Here is a 17,252-nt window from a genome sequence, read left to right as displayed (position 1 = left end):
ATCAACAGAGGGGGTACCATCGTGAAAAAAAGAGTATTGGCAGGGTTTTTCCTATCATTGTCTCTCGTGCTTTCCGCTTGTTCTGGTGGAGGAACAGCACCCGCAGAGCAAGGCAAGTCAGCGGAAGGTCAAGCAAAAACAGAACTGATCGTGGCAGCCGAGCAAGAGCCAGTGGGCTATGACCCGCACAAGGTTCCAGCGGCATCCAGTGTGCGTGTCTATGCGCTCATTTACGATAGCCTGACCAAGCTGGACGAGAACATGAACATCATACCGAACCTGGCAGAGAAGTGGGAGATTGCGTCAGACGGGAAAACCGTCACCATGTTCCTGCAAAAAGGCGTCAAATTCCACAATGGCAAAGACATGACGGCAGAGGATGTAAAATTCAGCTTTGAACGAATCATGAATCCAGACACAGGTTCGATCGCGAAATCATATTTTTCCAGCGTAGAAGCAATTGAAGTGAAAGATCCAACGACAGTTGTCTTCAAGCTGAAAAATGCGGATGCCTCATTCGTTGCAAATACGGCAAGCGCCTATGCTTCCATCGTGCCAACAGGTTCCACAGACCTGACCAAGGAAGCAATCGGTACCGGTCCCTTCAAAATGGAAAAAAGTGAGTCGGGACAATATGTCCTGCTGAAGAAAAATGCGGATTACTTCAATAAAGAACTGCCAAAGGTAGAGTCCATCAAGTTCCAAATCATGAAGGACGAGGCTGAGCGTCTCGCTGCGATTCGCTCTGGTAAAGTCGACATCAGCATGGTGTCTGCTGATTCTGCGAAGCTCTTGGAAGGCAAGCCAGGTGTACAGATCAAGAACTACCAATCTTTGGAGTACAGTTACCTGGGCATTAACGTAAACAAAAAGCCTTTTGACAATCCAAAAGTGCGCGAAGCGATCAGCTATGCCGTTGACCGTAACCAAATTATCCAGACGGTCTGGAAAGGGGAAGCGACTCTGACTGGTCCGATCGCTCCTGCTTTGACCAACTCGGCTTTGGACCCAGCTACTTATCCGACCTATAAAACAGATGTAGAAAAAGCGAAGCAATTGCTGGCGGAAGCGGGCTATCCAAACGGTTTCGAGACTCAAATCGAAACAGCAGCAACTTACCCAGATATGGTGGAAACGGCACAAGTGATTCAACAACAGCTCAAAGCAATCGGCGTCAATGCGAAGATCAACCAGCTTGAGTGGGGGAACTACATCGAAACGTGGAAATCCAAGGACATGAACTTGATGGTAGGCCGCAACACTTCTGGTGTAGATGCTGACCGTTCCATGCGCTTCTTCTTCTCGACAACTGGTTCTGCTAACGTGTGGAACTACTCCAATCCTGCCTACGATGAACTGGTGCAAAAAGCACTGACGACAGTAGATCAAGGAGAGCGCAAAAAGCTGTATGACGAAGCACAAACCATGCTGGTAGCAGATGCACCAAACCTGTTCCTGGCATCTCCGAAAAACTACTACGCGGTACGTGACAACATTGATTTCACGCCGTCGGCAGCGGGCGAAGTATACTCGCTGATCAAAACTTCGATCAAGTAATGTAGCATACGTGTGAGGAAGGCTCCGCCAGAGGTTAGGCGGAGCCAAGTTTCTAAATATGGAGGGAAACTCGTGGGATCTTACCTAATCAAACGTGTCGCCAGCCTGATTCCCATCCTGTTTGGCATATCCGTCTTGATCTTCACGATCCTGCATCTGGTGCCGGGCGATCCAGCTTCCATCATGCTAGGAACGAATGCCACACCGGAAGCAATTGCGGCGTTGAATAAAAGCATGGGGCTGGATCAGCCGTTGATTAACCAGTATCTGCATTGGATCACAGGAATCCTGCAAGGGAATTTTGGTGTGTCGGTCCACACAGGAGAAGAGATTTTGCCCCAAATTCTCAAGCGTTTTGCCATCACCATGCAACTGACTGTATTTGGCGTTCTGATTGGGTGGGTGCTCGCGATTCCGTTCGGGATTCTTTCGGCGATTCGCGCTCATTCCAAAACAGACATCGTGGTTCGTGTGTTTACGCTGCTAGGTATTTCTGTTCCGAACTTTGCCATCGGGACCCTGCTATTGCTCGGTTTTTCCCTTTATTTCAACTGGTTCCCGCCCATTGATGTGGTGAACTTCTGGGAAGATCCGATCGAGGCGTTCAAGGTATTCATACTGCCTGCGACAACGATGGGGATTGTAGTGGCTGCTGGTGTGATGCGGATGACTCGTTCAGCGTTTTTGGAAACCATGGACAAAGATTTTATTCGGACAGCACGGGCCAAAGGTAACAGTAAGTGGACAATCGTCATAGGTCATGCGTTCCGCAACTCTTCGATTCCGATTGTCACGATCGCAGGTATGCAGATCGGTTACCTGTTGGGCGGGTCTGTGATCGTCGAGCAGCTATTCTCGATTCCTGGTTTGGGCCAGTACATTCTGGAGGGAATTTATCAGCGGGATTATCCGGTTGTACAGGGAGGCGTTTTGTTCGTCGCTCTGGTGTTTGTCCTGGTCAATCTGCTCATCGACCTGATCTATACCTGGATTGATCCGCGTATCAAGTATTGACAAGGGGAATGCGACATGAGCACATTTCGAAAGCGTTTTTTGGCGAATAAGACAGCCGTCTTCTGCTCCATTTTGCTGGCGTTGCTCTGTTTGACGGCAGTGCTGGCTCCAGTGTTGGCTCCGCATGACCCGACACAAATGTTTCAGGATCATCGGATGGAAGGCAGCTCAGGTGAGTTTTTGCTAGGTACGGACCAGTTTGGTCGTGATCTTTTGAGCCGCATCATCTACGGTGCGCGCGTATCGCTGGTGGTCGGGCTTTCTGCCGTTCTTGTCAGCGCCGTTTTCGGTACGCTGTTTGGCTTGATCGCTGGCTACTTCGGGCGCTGGATTGACGGTTTTATCATGCGCTGTATGGACGTTCTGTTTGCTTTTCCGGAAATTTTGTTGGCGCTGGCGATTGTAGCAGTATTAGGGCCGGGAACCTTTAACACGATCATGGCCATCGGAATCGTGAACATTCCGATCTTCACCCGGACGGTGAGGGGAGCGGTTCTCTCTATCAAAAATCTGGAGTACGTAGAAAGCGCTCGTGCCATCGGTGCGAGTACACCGCGTATCTTGTTTCAAGAAATTTTTCCGAATGTAACGGCACCGCTGCTGGTTCAATCCTCTCTGGCGATTTCAGGCGCGATCCTGACCGAATCGGCCCTCAGCTTTTTGGGCTTGGGGATTCAGCCACCAGACCCGTCATGGGGCGGGATGATTTCAGAGGCGCGTCGCTACATGGAGTTGGCTCCGGGCATGATTATCTGGCCATGTGTGGCCATGACGGTGACGATTCTTGCTTGTAACATGTTTGGAGATGCTGTCCGTGATATTCTCGACCCGCGTCATCGTGGGAAATAGGAACGATAGGCAGAGGTGAGAACGAATGAACGTACAACAGATCAGAGAACGAATGGAGTTCAGTCTGACGCAAGGGATTCATCAGGGCATTTTTCCGGGAGGCGCTGTCAGTATGCTGCGAAAAGGCGCGCCCGCTTTGACAGTCTGCATGGGAAAAACAAGCTATGGACACGATGGAAGGCCGGTTCATAGTCAAACGCTATACGATATGGCCTCTTTGACCAAGGTGATGGTGACATTGCCGCTCATTCTCATTAGTGTGCAGGAAGGCAAGCTCTCGTTGACTGACTCTGTGACGACCTACCTGCCAGAATTGGCGAGCGCCCACGATCAGGAACGCAAAGGGCAGATCAAAATCATTCACCTGCTCACACATACATCGGGACTTCCTGCATGGCGTCCGTACTTTTTGCTGGGGAAAAATCGGGAGGACTATTTGCGGCTCATCGCAAACGAGTCGATGCTGGACGCCCCGGGACGAAGCGTTGTGTACAGTGATCCGGGATTCATGCTGTTGGGCTTTTTACTGGAGCGCATCTGGGACGAGGAACTGGACGCGCTGGCGATGCGACTGATTTTTCAACCGAGCCAAATGTTTCATACGAGCTACTTGCCGCTGGAACAAACACGTATGCAAGGAATGGACATAGCTGCTACGGAGAAGGGCAATGCCTTTGAACAAGAGATGGCAGTGACTTTTTTGTCGGAGCTGGCAGAAGCCAGACATCCTTTGGCGCTGGAATGGCAGCAAGCTTTGACCGGATACGGTTGGCGAGAAGGAGTGATTAGTGGCACGGTTCACGATTGCAACGCGCACGATGGCTTGGAAGGTGTCAGTGGGCACGCCGGACTTTTTTCTACCTTGGCTGATACAGAGCGATACATGCACATTTGGATGAGTGGGAAGGCTTCCGTGCAGCTTGATCCGACGCTGTGTACCTTGGCTACTCGCTCACTCACAGACCATTCGATTCATCGCAGAGGATTGGGGTGGATCATTTCCCCGACAGGCGGCTCCTTAGAACAGCTTGCCGCAGGTTGTAGTGGGGGAGACCTTGTCTCGGAATGCGCTTTTGGGCATACCGGCTTTACAGGAACGTCTATCTGGTCGGACCCGGCGAGAGACGTGACGCTGATTACATTGACAAACCGCGTGCATCCTGTCGCGAACCCGTTGATCGGGGCGTGGCGGACCGCTCACCATAACCGATTATTTTCTGTAATCAAACCTGACCACACATCCTGATGAAAAGGGGGAGTACTCATGGCAGCAATGCTTACGATTGATGATTTGCGAACTTCTTTTATCCAAGCAGGCAAAAAGCTGACCGTGATCGAGGGTGTCAGTCTCTCTGTAGAGCCTGGTGAAACTGTCGGTGTGGTCGGTGAATCCGGATGTGGAAAAAGCGTGACCAGCATGTCCATCATGCAGCTCTTGGGACGGAATGTGGAGATGACCGGGAGCATCCGTTTTCAAGACAAGGAGCTGCTCTCACTTACGGATAAACAAATGCAGACGATTCGCGGCAATCAGATCGCGATGATTTTTCAGGAGCCGATGACTTCGCTCAACCCATTGCATTCGATCGGTAAACAGATTAGCGAGCCCTTGCGTCGGCATCTCGGACTATCGAAACAGGAAGCCAAGCGACGAACGATCGAGCTTTTGAAAGAAGTCGGGATTCCGCGTGCCGATGAAATCATTTCCGACTATCCGCACCAATTGTCAGGCGGGATGCGTCAACGTGTGATGATTGCGATGGCGATGTCTTGTGCGCCCAAGCTCTTGATTGCCGACGAACCGACAACGGCTTTGGACGTGACGATTCAGGCGCAAATATTGGAACTCATGAAAAAAGTCCGGCAAGAGCAAGGCACTTCCATCCTGCTTATCACACATGATCTAGGAGTCGTGGCGGAGATGTGTCATCGTGTCATCGTCATGTATGCAGGTCAAATCGTAGAGGAAGCCGACGTCAAGCAGCTGTTTGACGAGCCGAAGCATCCGTATACGAGAGGACTTTTGAAATCGATGCCTTCTGTCAGTGTTAACCAAGAGCGTTTGGATGCGATTCCGGGCTCGGTGCCCCTTTTGAGCGAAATGCCTGCGGGATGTCGTTTTGCACCGCGCTGCTCACAGGTCATGGATATTTGCCGCGAGAAAAATCCAGAACTGACGCCTGTCGCAGACAACCAAAAGTGCCGCTGCTGGCTGTATCGCGAGGAGGACGTGCAATGAGGCAACCACTGCTAGAAGTCAAATCATTGACCAAACATTTCACGAGCAAGCAAGGATTCTTCAGCAAGGAAAAAGTCGTCCGTGCCGTCGATGGGGTCAACTTGACGGTTTACCCGGGCGAAACCGTTAGCATCGTTGGCGAATCAGGCTGTGGGAAATCCACAACAGGACGCTGCATCCTGCGCCTGATTGAGCCAACTGACGGAGAAGTGTTTTTTGAAGGACAGGATATCCGCAAGCTCAATGAAACAGAGCTGCGCCGGGCAAGACGCAACATGCAGCTCGTGTTTCAGGATCCGTTTGCCTCGCTGAACCCGCGAAAAACAATCGGACAGCTTTTGGAGGACCCACTCATCATCCACGGAATCGGCAATTCAGTAGAACGCAAAAAGCAAGTAGAGGAGATGATCCAGATCGTCGGTCTCTCCAAGCAGCAGCTGGATCGTTTTCCGCATGAGTTTTCCGGTGGTCAGCGCCAGCGGATCGGCATAGCAAGGGCACTGATATTGCGCCCCAAGCTGATTGTGGCTGATGAGCCTGTATCTGCTTTGGACGTGTCAATTCAGGCGCAAATTTTGAATCTGATGCAAGATTTGCAAAAGGAGTTCAATCTGACGTATTTGTTCATCTCGCATGATTTGAGTGTCGTCCGCCATATATCGGACCGGGTAGCGGTGATGTATCTCGGAAAAGTGGTGGAGGTAGCGGATAAACAATCGTTGTATGAGAAACCAACACATCCATATACACAAGCACTGTTATCAGCGGTGCCTGTACCGAATCCCCATTTGACGACCCAGCGGATTATTTTGGAGGGAGACCTGCCTAGTCCAGCGAATCCGCCGTCTGGCTGCACATTCCATCCGCGTTGCCGCCACTGTATGGACATTTGCAAAACGGTTGCTCCTGTGGCTAGCGAGGTATCGAGAGGGCATTTTGTCACTTGCCATCTGGAGCAGTCATGAAGTGAGCATGGGGCAGTAAGATTGAAAAGGAGGTTCGATAGAGCATGAATCTGGAGAACTTGCAAGCATTGACGACTGAAGAAAAAAACGAGAGCAGCAGTGATTTGGATCAATTGAGTGCCCGAGGCATCGTGCAAATGATGAACGATGAGGACAAGAAGGTTCCTTATGCGGTAGAGCGCGTTCTCGATCAAGTATCCGATGCGGTAGAGGTCATCTCACACGCATTGGAAAAGGGCGGGAGACTGTTTTACTTTGGTGCTGGAACGAGTGGACGTTTAGGGATCTTGGATGCGTCCGAGTGCCCGCCGACCTTTGGTACACAGCCTGAGCTCGTTCAGGGTGTGATTGCAGGTGGACCATCTGCAATGGTACGCGCGGTAGAAGGCGCAGAGGATTCTTTTGAATTAGGTCAAGAAGATGTGCATAAATACGGCGTGACCAAAAATGATGTGGTCGTAGGAATCGCAGCCAGTGGACGGACTCCGTATGTTCTCGGTGTTTTGGCAGAGGCACAGAAGATCGAAGCCAAGACGGTTGCTGTCTCTTGCAACAAGCCTTCGTACATCAATGAAGGCGTAGATGTCGCGATTAATGTGGTCGTAGGACCGGAAGTATTGACCGGATCGACGAGACTCAAGGCAGGAACAGCCCAAAAGCTGGTGCTAAACATGCTGACGACAGCGACGATGATTCGTTTGGGCAAAGTGTACGGAAATCTGATGGTCAGCGTGCAAGCAACCAACCTCAAGCTGAAGGAACGAGTAAAGCGGATCATCATGGAAGTGACCGGAGCGAGTTACGAGGAAGCAGAGCAACTGGCTGATCAGGCAGATGGTGATGCGAAGACAGCTATTATCATGAAGCTGACGGGATCGAGCAGGGAAGAGGCCACTCGTTTGTTGAATGTTACCAATGGAAGAATCAGGGAAGCCATTCAGCAGTTGGACTAAGTTTTTGGGAAAGGATGGAGAGATTCCATGTTGCCAGAATCCATTCGCGAAGAGCTGCGTGCCATCGTCGGAGAGAAAAACTGTCTCGACAAACAGGAAGCATTGGTCGCCTATTCGTATGACGCGACGCCGATGCAGCAAGCATTGCCGGATGTGGTCGTCATGCCGAAGAGCACAGCCGAAGTCCAGCAGGTCATGCGAGTTGCAGCACGACATCACATCCCGATTGTGACGCGTGGAGCAGGCTCTAATCTATGCGGCGGAACGATACCAGTCGGTGGCGGAATTGTTTTGGTATTGAGCCGGATGAATCAGATCGTAGAGATTGACGAACAAAATTTGACGATAACGGTACAGCCGGGGGTTCGAACGGTCGATATCCATCAGGCGGTAGAGGCGCTTGGTTTGTTTTATCCACCAGATCCAGGCAGCATGGTCATCTCCACGATTGGCGGGAATATTGCGCTTAATTCGGGTGGACTGAGAGGATTGAAGTATGGAACAACCAAGGACTACGTGCTGGGTCTCGAAGCTGTGTTGCCGAACGGAGAGGTCATCCGTACCGGGGGCAAGCTGATGAAGGATGTGGCGGGCTATGATCTGACCAAGCTCTTGGTCGGTAGCGAGGGCACATTGGCGATCATTACCGAGGCTATTCTCAAGCTGATTCCGAAGCCGCAGACACAGCGGGTTATGCTGGCGATGTTCGCAGATATGGCACAGGCGGCGAGGTCTGTTTCTGATATCATTGCCAATCGTATCATTCCTGGCACGCTTGAATTTCTTGATCAGGGCACGATCCGTGTTGTCGAGGATTTCAAAAAGATCGGGCTTCCGACAGATGTGGCGGCGATCCTCCTGATCGGTCAGGACGGAGAGCCACAGACGGTTGATCGGGACATGGAGCAGATCGCTGTTATTTGCGAGAAGAATGATGCTGTCCAAATTAAGGTAGCGAAGACAGCCGAGGAAGCTGATGAGGTAATGACCGCCCGACGCAGTGCGCTCGCCGCATTGTCACGGATGCGTCCGACGACCATTTTGGAGGACGCAACAGTTCCCCGCGCCGCGATTGCGCCGATGGTCGCTGCGATTCAAGAGATTACGGAGCGTTACGGACTGCAAATTTGTACCTTTGGTCATGCAGGAGACGGCAATTTGCATCCGACCTGCATGACAGACGCTCGCAACACGGAAGAGATCGAGCGTGTGGAGCATGCCTTCGAGGAAATTTTCGCAGCGGCAATCGATTTGGGGGGAACGATTACGGGAGAGCATGGCGTAGGAATCGTTAAGGCACCGTATTTGGAGTGGAAAGTAGGGGCCGCAGGTATGGAGATCATGAAAGGCATCAAGCACGCTTTCGATCCTCACAATCTCCTGAACCCTGACAAAATGTTTGCCAAACAGTCCCGGAACAGAGTGGTGGTCCAGCGTGCTTAAAGAAGCCTTGGTGAATAAACTCGATTACGACGAGCTGTCCAACTGTATGCGCTGCGGCTTCTGTCAGCCAGCCTGTCCGACCTTTCGGGAAACAGGCTATGAGGCAGCTTCTCCACGAGGTCGCATCGCCTTGATGAAAGCCGTAGCAGACGGTGTCATGGAGCCGGACAAAGATTTCGTCGATCAAATGAATCTGTGTCTAGGCTGCCGGGCATGTGAGCCGGTATGCCCAGCAGGTGTTCCGTACGGTCAACTGATCGAGCAGACGAGAGAAGCGATCGAAGAAGTGCAGGAGCATCCATGGTGGGTCGAAGTCGTCCGCAAGCTCGCATTTTTCCACCTGTTCCCTCATCAGAAACGCATGTACCAGCTCGGCGGACTCTTGCGCTTCTATCAGCGCTCAGGAGTGCAAAAAGCCGTTCGCAAGCTAAGCGTGTTATCCATCCTGCCTAAGCAAATGCGGGAAATGGAAGCAATCATGCCTGAAGCATCTGGAAAAGGTATCGTGGACTTTTTCGGTGGCACGGTTATTCCAGCCGTGGGCGAGCGCAAGTATCGCGTAGGAATGTTTCACGGCTGTATCATGGATGTCTTATTCAATGAGACGAATCGCAACACCGTGCGGCTTCTGAGTGAGGCAGGCTGCGAGGTAATCATCGCTCCAGACCAGGTGTGCTGCGGTGCTCTCCATGCACATAGCGGTGAGCGTGAACAGGCTCGCCATCTGGCGCGAAAAAATGTGGCTGCTTTTCACACGGCTGATGTGGATATCATTGTATCCAATGCAGGCGGTTGCGGGGCGATGCTACAGGAATACGACCATTTGCTGGCGGAAGATGCAGAATGGCAGGAGAAGGCACAATGGTTCGCTTCACGCGTGAAGGATATTAGCGAGGTGCTTGCACTCCTCGTCGAACCAACAGAATGGCAGTCATTGCCCCAACGGATCACCTATCAATCCTCCTGTCACCTACGCAACGGGATGAAGGTGACCAAAGAGCCAGTGAATCTGCTGCAAGCCATTCCGGGAGCCACATACGTACAACTCCGAGAGGGAGATCGCTGCTGCGGCTCAGCGGGCATTTATAATCTGGTGCAGCCTGAGATGGCCGGAAGCCTTTTGGATGAAAAAATGGGTCATGTAGCGGCTACCCAAGCAGATATTCTCGTGACCTCAAATCCGGGCTGTCTGTTGCAAATGAAAGCAGGCATTCATCGAGCTGGGCTGGAAGGAAAGATGGAGGCCGTGCACATCGTCGATTTGCTGGCGCGTGTCAGTCAGAAATAATAGAATCGTATAGTCGAGAAAACGTGTAGGGAATCATTCTGCAAGACGGGGTGGTTCCTTGCACGTTTTTTTCATAGAAAAAGGGGATAAAAATAAAAGGACTATTAACGGAAATTGCATGTAAGAATGGCCAAATGCATGGCAGTAAAAATTCGGAGAGGAAGTGGTAGGAAGCGATGGAAATCAAAGGCGCAGTTATAGGTCCTTACGATTTGCTTGATGAGGTTTTGCGTATGGCAGCAACATTTCCAGCATTGAATCAACCTACTCGGAGATGGTCTCCGCGATTTATTGGACCCCCATATATCTATTTCCAATTCCTCGAAAAGAGAGAGCGGGATAACAGATTTTGTTAATCGTTGTCGAATAATGTATTATAATAGAAGGAAATAATGTAAAATTTTTAATGGAGGTAATAGGATGTCAATGACGAGTACGTTCACGAACTGGTTGAAATCGACAAAAGTTGGTTTGCAAGAGCAAGTGAAAAAGTTTCAAAACCGAGACTTTCTAGATGCAGTGGTAGCCGGCTGCGCATTGGTAGCGGCTGCCGATGGCAGTATTGATTCCGCAGAAAAACAAAAGATGGCTGCTTATATTGGAAGAAGTGAAGAGTTAAAGGTATTTAACATGAATGATGTCATTGCGAGATTTAATCACTTTGTATCTGGCTTTGAATTCGATCACGGTGTCGGCAAGATGGAGGCATTGAAAGTGATAGGAAAATATAAAAATAATGCTGAGGCTGCGCGTATTGTTGTCAGTGTTTGCTGCGCAATTGGTTCCGCGGATGGTCATTTTGATGAACAGGAAAAATCCGTTGTTCGAGAGATTTGTGGGGTTGTTAATCTCAATCCAGCAGAGTTTCAGCTATAAAAAAGAAGGGCGCCTGATCGGTAGCCCTTCTTTTTTACTTTTTCGCTCCAAATAGATGAAAGATAGAGGGAGACTTAAATTCTTCAGGTCCAACATCCATTTTAAAACTTCCATCCTTATAAAGGAGCGGAGACTTTTCTGAGTTATTCTTCGAGTATTTTTCTACGTGGCTGATTTTCATTTCACTTTGATCTGTAAAGTCAATGTGGGCAATGGCAACCCAATAGGCATATTTATTTTCTTCTAATAAGGGAGCGATCACAGTTTGTCCTACGTGATTCTCCACAACAGCCCTTGCATGCATAGATTTAAAACTTCCTATTCCATTACTTAATGCACTATAGGCGGCGAATAAAACATAGCGCAATTGATCTGGGCGATGAATGTGAATGGTTTCTCTACCGGCATTTTTGGAATCTCCATCTAATGTAATAAACGGTGACTTTGTTGAGGTGCCTTTATTTTTGTAATAGACTTTTCCTTCTACGCCATCCCGAGTAACAAAGAAACAATACAAATCCAGGTCTTTCTTGCTGGTCCATTCCAGATGAGTGGTGATCTTTTCAGATTTCCTTATTTGCACAGACTCTTTCTTTGTCAGTTCAATTTTGGTTAATGTAACGGGGAGAGGAGGCGGTAATGTCTCTTCCTCTTCGCTGACATCAAGTCCAAAATTGCGGCATAACGCAGCTAATCCTCCGTTAAATCCACTTCCAATTGCATTGAACTTCCACTCTCCGTTATAACGATATAGTTCAGCAGTAACAATTGCGGTCTCGTTCTCTAAATCTGATCCAAATTCGAAGCGCAATAATTCGGTTCCATCAGACGGGTTCACTATTCGAACGTATGCGTCATGAATTTGTCCGAAACGGTGGTCTCTTTTTTCAGCTTCATGAATGGTTAGAGTTAATGCGATTCGATGAATGTTAGGAGGAATTTTCTTCTCTATGATTTCTATTTGCTCTTTATCTTTACCAGGCGCTGTTGAGTGCTTTACTGCTTGGGTGATGCTCATGGTATTTCCGTAAAAAATGAAATCTTCATCCTGTTGGCAATTCCCGGAAATATCTAACAAGAATGCCGCAGAGTCAATCTCAATCTCCTCTTTTGATTCCCATCCTAAACATACGATCCACTTTTCTGCATTGATATTTTTGGTAATATCCGTTTTCTGCCCTTTTTTTAGTAGCATAGAATGTCTCCTATTCCAGCGTCATCAAAAAACAAGAAAAAATGACATTGTTTTCGTAATTTTTGTCGAAATTTAATTCGTTTCATATCGACATTTTTATTATACTGGAAAGAGTAAGTTATATTTACAATTGTTTTCTCTATTGGATGTAATGTTATTTAAATGTGTATAGCTTCCAAATGATAATGGTATGGATAAATTAGGAAAGGGGCGGGGTTTTTACTATTGTAGTAAAAACGTTTATTCATGAGACATTTCGATTATTTGAGTGTAGAAGAACGCGATGAATTATTTTATGGAAAACCGGTTTCGTTTAATAGAAACACGGAGAAGGAAATCCTTTCCTTTAGTCTGGGAGCCACATTATACATGCCTGCAACGAAGGCAACGATTTCTCAAGATATCGTTCGAAAGAAGCATGAAGGTCTTGTTTCGATGGTGGCTTGTCTGGAAGATGCAATCGGTGATCACGAAGTTGTGGAAGCGGAGCAAAGCTTGCTTAAACAATTTGCTACCCTGGCACACCAGCTGCGACTCGGTGAACTGGATATCAATGATGTTCCTCTTATTTTTATTCGGGTTCGGGACGCAGCCCAAATGAAACGTATAGCAGATACGCTGGGTGAAGATCTATATGTGCTCGCTGGTTTTGTTTTCCCAAAATTCACGAGCAGAAATGGCGAAGAATATTTTTCCATTCTCCATTCGATTAACGCCCCTCTTTCTTTTACGGTTTACGGTATGCCTATTCTGGAATCTGCTGAGGTTATTTATAAAGAAACGCGAGTGGACGAGCTTGTTTCGATTCGTCAAATTTTAGATAAATATGAAGATCTCGTTTTGAACGTCCGGATGGGTGCTACTGATTTTTCCAGCCTGTTTGGGTTGAGAAGGGGACCCGATGTGACTATCTACGACATTTCTACGATTCGGGATTGTATTAGTGACATGGTCAATATTTTTACCAGAACCGAAAAGGGGTATGTTCTCTCTGGACCGGTTTGGGAGTACTTCACTAATGGGGATCGACTGCTCAAGCCGCAGCTAAGAGAGTCGCCTTTTGAAAAACAGCTTGGTGGCGTACAAGGAAGAAAACTGAGATTAAAGCTTTTAAATAAATTTGAAGACGGACTGATAAAAGAAGTGCTCCTAGATAAAGAGAATGGATTGACGGGCAAGACCATCATTCATCCAAGTCATATCAAAATCATTCATTCTCTCTCTGTTGTTAGCCATGAAGAATACGAGGACGCCATGAGCATCCTGCAAAGCAATTCCAACGGAGTACTGAAAAGTCACTTTTCCAACAAAATGAATGAAGTAAAGCCGCATACTAATTGGGCAAAAAGAGTTTTGGTGAAATCAAAAATTTATGGGGTGTATCATGGACACAACAACTTTATCAACCTCTTGGCAAAATCCTCCAAGATACAGCTTCAATATTCTCGATAGTTTGGAAGTGGAAGTGATTGTGGAGAAGAATCCATTTGATCTTCCACTAGAGCTTCTTTTCGGAATGGCAGGTCGGATTAATAAGAAGAGAGGCTTTTTGTTCGTAAGTAAGGTACTAGGAAAGCATATTCCAGTCATTCCGGCTGTATCGTTGGTGAGTGGTGCTTTACTAGGTGCGCGTTTTTTAGAAGCCTACTACGGTCAGCAGGTGGATACTGCTCCACTCGTTCAAGGCTTGATGAATCAAGAGAGAAGTCAAGAGGTCTTCCAGCAACTGATGCAAAAGCGATTTGAACTGCCTGAGCAGGTGCTTTTTATCGGCTTTGCCGAAACTGCAACGGGCCTCGGTCATTCCATGTTTAGCTGCTTTCAGAACAATGCGTACTATATCCATACGACAAGAGAAATGATTCAGGATATACAGCCATCCATTACGTTTGAAGAGGAGCATTCTCACGCAGTGGCTCATCTTATGTACCCTCGTGAGGACCACTTGTTATCCACAGATGCGCCGATTGTTTTGGTAGATGACGAGATCACTACAGGCAAAACTGCGCTCAATATCATTCGAGAAATACAAAAGAAGTATCCTCGTAGTCATTACATTGTGGCTTCCTTGCTCGACTGGCGATCTGATGAGGATTGTCAGCGATTCAGGGAGTTACAAGAGGAATTAAACATCACAATTACTAACGTATCCCTCGTGAAAGGACAAATCAAAGTGGAGGGAGCACCGGTTGAAAAGAATGATAATGAAGAAAAGAGTATTGTTGAGCGAACCAGCAGCTTCCCTAAAATTATACAAATGGATGGGGCAGAATGGCCCCGTTTGAGCTATACCTCTATGGATTCAAGCGACTTTCCTAACCACCGTCCGTATTTGTTGCAAACGGGACGTTTTGGGATGATAAGCTCGGATCAAAACTTGCTGAATACGTACTGCGAAAAAACGGGAATCGAATTAGGCGCGTATAGGAGCGGAAAAACTTTATGCATGGGGACAGGCGAATTTATGTTCATCCCAATGATGATTGCGGCGCATATGGGTGATGACGTTTGGTACCAGTCGACCACAAGAAGCCCGATCCATCCTTCTGAGATGGAGAAGTACGCAGTGAAAAATGCATTCTCCTTCTCTTCTCCTGATGACCCACTTGTACCGAATTTTTGTTACAACATCCCTGATAACTACTATTCAGATATATTCGTATTTTTTGAGCGAGGGACGACGGGAGAGCGAATGCGCTCCTTTTATGACGTGCTGAATAATCTTTCCATCCCCAATAAATATATCGTATTTTTCGGATAAAGGTGGCGTAGACTCTTGAATTCACAGTTGTTACATCGCGTAATCCAAGAACCTTCACCAATGGGCAGCTACCCTCCAGGTGATGTGACATTTCTGCTTAAAGAGATAAACGGATTGATAAGGGAGACAGAGACAGAGGATCGTGAGGAATTAATTCAGACGGGACACCATTACTCAGAGATGCTACCGATCGAATACCGTCCAACAAAAGAATATATGGAATTGTTCCATCAAACCTTACAAACATCAGCCAAAAAGGTTGCATTGGCAGTTGCCATCGTAGCAGAGCTGATTCAGGCTACGAAGGGAAATAATGTAGTGATTGCCTCACTTGCCAGGGCAGGAACGCCAATTGGCATTTTAATAAAAAGGTATCTGGAATCCATTCATCGGTTACATATTCCACACTATAGCATCTCTATTATCCGTGGAAAGGGCATCGATGAGAATGCTCTTTTGTATATGCTAGACAAGCATCCAGGAGCCAAAATTCAGTTTGTGGATGGATGGACGGGAAAAGGTGCGATTACGCGGGTGCTGCAAAAAGCGATCAAATCCTTTAATGAAAAGCAGGGAACTCATCTTGATGACGATCTGGCAGTATTGGCTGATCCTGGTCATTGTGTGAGCAAGTTTGGAACACGGGAAGATTTTCTTATCCCGAGTGCATGTCTCAATTCTACGGTATCAGGCTTGGTCAGTCGAACTGTTCATCGCCAGGATTTAATCGGACCTACAGACTTTCACGGGGCGAAATACTATCGTGAATGGTTGTCTGAGGACGTTTCCAATCTTTTTGTTGATACCATCGCTAAACATTTCCACGAGCTGGCAGACACAGCGAAGCAACAGTGCAGCATGCACTTGATTCAAGATGAGGAGCAATGGATCACATGGAGTGGCGAACGTGATATCCAGCGAATACAACAGGATTACAAGATAAATGATATCAATCTAATCAAGCCTGGAGTGGGAGAGACCACTCGTGTCCTTTTGCGAAGAGTTCCGTGGAAAATCCTTGTGAATCGAATGGATAATCCTTATTTAGCCCACATTCTTTTGCTGGCCCATGATCGCGGTGTACCGGTTGAAGAACGTTCAGACCTTTCCTACTCTTGTTGTGGGATCATTCGTCCACAGGGGGAGGATAACCGATGATCTTTGCCAGTGATCTTGACCAGACGTTGATATATTCGGAGCGATTCTTAACGGACCCGACGCTGCAGGTACGCTTAATCGAGCAACTGGATGGAAAGCCAATTTCGTATATGACAGAGCGGGCACTATTGCTACTGCAAGAGATCCATAAGCACATGCTGTTTATTCCAGTGACTACGAGAACGATCGAGCAATATAGGAGAATTACGGTATTTCAGAACGAGTTGCGGCCTGCGTATGCGGTCACGAGCAATGGTGGGAATATCATCCGTAATGGGGCTGTCGATGAGTCGTGGAACAAAAAAATTCGTGAGCGTATAGAGGATGAGTGCATATCCATCACGGATATTTTGGCGCGTTTTGAAGACATAAAAGACTCAAGCTGGATTCTCAATGGAAAATCGGCAGAAGATCTGTTTCATTATTTCATCATCGATCGCCAAAATATGCCAACAAGCGAATGGGACGGTTTTGTGCAATGGATGGAGCAAGGCAATTGGACAGTATCCATCCAGGGGAGAAAGCTTTATTTTGTGCCAAGAGCCGTGAATAAACGCGATGCAGTCCTCTATGTAAAAGACATCGAAAAGAGGACAGAGATTTTCGCATCGGGAGACTCTTTGCTCGATTTGCCTTTGGTGTCCTGCACGAAAAACTCTCTGATTCCTTCTCATGGGGAAATCTATCATCTTGCTCAAATATCAGCACAAGACACACCGTTTCAGTTTACAGCTAAGAATGGAATACGAGCGTCAGAGGAAATTCTTGACTGGGTCATTGAGCAGATAAAGATAACACGTTAAATCTGTAAAATGTTATTACTTGTCAAAAAATTGCACATATCGTCGATTTTACGGGATTCATGTAGATATTTTGGTAGATTTATGAAATAATAGTGATGTCTAAAAAATTTTACTTCATTACATGAATCTGTAAAATTTTAATGAGGTTGGG

15 protein-coding genes are annotated in these 17,252 nt (G+C 47.6%); 14 read left to right on the top strand and 1 reads right to left on the bottom strand.

The genetic code is table 11. From position 1 onward, the window contains the following. Nucleotides 1–21 precede the first annotated feature (21 nt). The 10 genes from HP398_RS26940 (at nucleotide 22) to HP398_RS26895 (ending at nucleotide 11,184) form a co-directional block, all read left to right on the top strand. Nucleotides 22–1,557, top strand: a complete 1,536-nt coding sequence (locus HP398_RS26940) for an ABC transporter substrate-binding protein (protein WP_173624165.1) — start codon at nucleotides 22–24, stop codon at nucleotides 1,555–1,557. 72 nt (nucleotides 1,558–1,629) lie between these two features. Next, complete coding sequence (locus HP398_RS26935; protein ID WP_017250910.1) at nucleotides 1,630–2,571, top strand: ABC transporter permease; 942 nt, start codon at nucleotides 1,630–1,632, stop codon at nucleotides 2,569–2,571. A 15-nt stretch (nucleotides 2,572–2,586) separates the two neighbouring features. Next, on the top strand, nucleotides 2,587–3,420 hold the full coding sequence (locus HP398_RS26930; protein WP_017250911.1) for an ABC transporter permease: 834 nt from the start codon (nucleotides 2,587–2,589) through the stop codon (nucleotides 3,418–3,420). 25 nt (nucleotides 3,421–3,445) lie between these two features. Then, on the top strand, nucleotides 3,446–4,666 hold the full coding sequence (locus tag HP398_RS26925; RefSeq protein ID WP_173624164.1) for a serine hydrolase domain-containing protein: 1,221 nt from the start codon (nucleotides 3,446–3,448) through the stop codon (nucleotides 4,664–4,666). Nucleotides 4,667–4,684: 18 nt separating this feature from the next. After that, nucleotides 4,685–5,659 (top strand): ABC transporter ATP-binding protein, encoded by a 975-nt coding sequence (locus HP398_RS26920; RefSeq protein ID WP_026043275.1) that lies wholly within the window; start codon nucleotides 4,685–4,687, stop codon nucleotides 5,657–5,659. Continuing rightward, complete coding sequence (locus HP398_RS26915; RefSeq protein WP_173624163.1) at nucleotides 5,656–6,624, top strand: ABC transporter ATP-binding protein; 969 nt, start codon at nucleotides 5,656–5,658, stop codon at nucleotides 6,622–6,624. The genes HP398_RS26920 and HP398_RS26915 overlap by 4 nt, the downstream gene beginning before the upstream one ends. A gap of 44 nt (nucleotides 6,625–6,668) precedes the next feature. After that, nucleotides 6,669–7,577 (top strand): N-acetylmuramic acid 6-phosphate etherase, encoded by a 909-nt coding sequence (gene murQ, locus HP398_RS26910; protein ID WP_017250913.1) that lies wholly within the window; start codon nucleotides 6,669–6,671, stop codon nucleotides 7,575–7,577. 27 nt (nucleotides 7,578–7,604) lie between these two features. Further along, nucleotides 7,605–9,020, top strand: coding sequence for an FAD-binding oxidoreductase (locus tag HP398_RS26905; protein WP_100169662.1), 1,416 nt, complete (start codon nucleotides 7,605–7,607; stop codon nucleotides 9,018–9,020). Next, nucleotides 9,013–10,308, top strand: coding sequence for a (Fe-S)-binding protein (locus tag HP398_RS26900; RefSeq protein WP_173624162.1), 1,296 nt, complete (start codon nucleotides 9,013–9,015; stop codon nucleotides 10,306–10,308). The genes HP398_RS26905 and HP398_RS26900 overlap by 8 nt, the downstream gene beginning before the upstream one ends. Nucleotides 10,309–10,728: 420 nt before the next feature. Then, nucleotides 10,729–11,184, top strand: coding sequence for a tellurite resistance TerB family protein (locus HP398_RS26895; protein ID WP_069845765.1), 456 nt, complete (start codon nucleotides 10,729–10,731; stop codon nucleotides 11,182–11,184). Nucleotides 11,185–11,218: 34 nt separating this feature from the next. Here the strand turns inward: HP398_RS26895 and HP398_RS26890 are convergent, their stop codons facing one another. After that, entirely contained in the window at nucleotides 11,219–12,379 is a 1,161-nt protein-coding gene (locus HP398_RS26890; RefSeq protein WP_173624161.1) for a TerD family protein, read from the bottom strand. Between the two features lie 246 nt (nucleotides 12,380–12,625). Here HP398_RS26890 and HP398_RS26885 point away from each other — a divergent pair, with 246 nt between their 5' ends. From HP398_RS26885 to HP398_RS26875, 4 genes are read left to right on the top strand one after another with little or no spacing between them, the layout of a single operon-like run. Beyond that, complete coding sequence (locus HP398_RS26885) at nucleotides 12,626–13,831, top strand: HpcH/HpaI aldolase/citrate lyase family protein (protein ID WP_173624160.1); 1,206 nt, start codon at nucleotides 12,626–12,628, stop codon at nucleotides 13,829–13,831. After that, nucleotides 13,764–15,140 carry a phosphoribosyltransferase family protein gene (locus tag HP398_RS30740; RefSeq protein WP_254476406.1) on the top strand — a complete coding sequence of 459 codons (1,377 nt, stop codon included), beginning with the start codon at nucleotides 13,764–13,766 and terminating at the stop codon, nucleotides 15,138–15,140. The genes HP398_RS26885 and HP398_RS30740 overlap by 68 nt, the downstream gene beginning before the upstream one ends. A 60-nt stretch (nucleotides 15,141–15,200) precedes the next feature. Continuing rightward, on the top strand, nucleotides 15,201–16,298 hold the full coding sequence (locus tag HP398_RS30735; RefSeq protein ID WP_217368909.1) for a cysteine protease StiP family protein: 1,098 nt from the start codon (nucleotides 15,201–15,203) through the stop codon (nucleotides 16,296–16,298). Beyond that, nucleotides 16,295–17,101 carry an HAD family hydrolase gene (locus tag HP398_RS26875; protein WP_017250919.1) on the top strand — a complete coding sequence of 269 codons (807 nt, stop codon included), beginning with the start codon at nucleotides 16,295–16,297 and terminating at the stop codon, nucleotides 17,099–17,101. Before HP398_RS30735 ends, HP398_RS26875 begins: the two co-directional genes overlap by 4 nt. Nucleotides 17,102–17,252 lie beyond the last annotated feature (151 nt).

The organism is Brevibacillus sp. HB1.4B, assembly GCF_013284285.1.
GTDB lineage: Bacteria > Bacillota > Bacilli > Brevibacillales > Brevibacillaceae > Brevibacillus > Brevibacillus porteri.
This window is presented reverse-complemented; position numbering and strand designations above follow the sequence as displayed.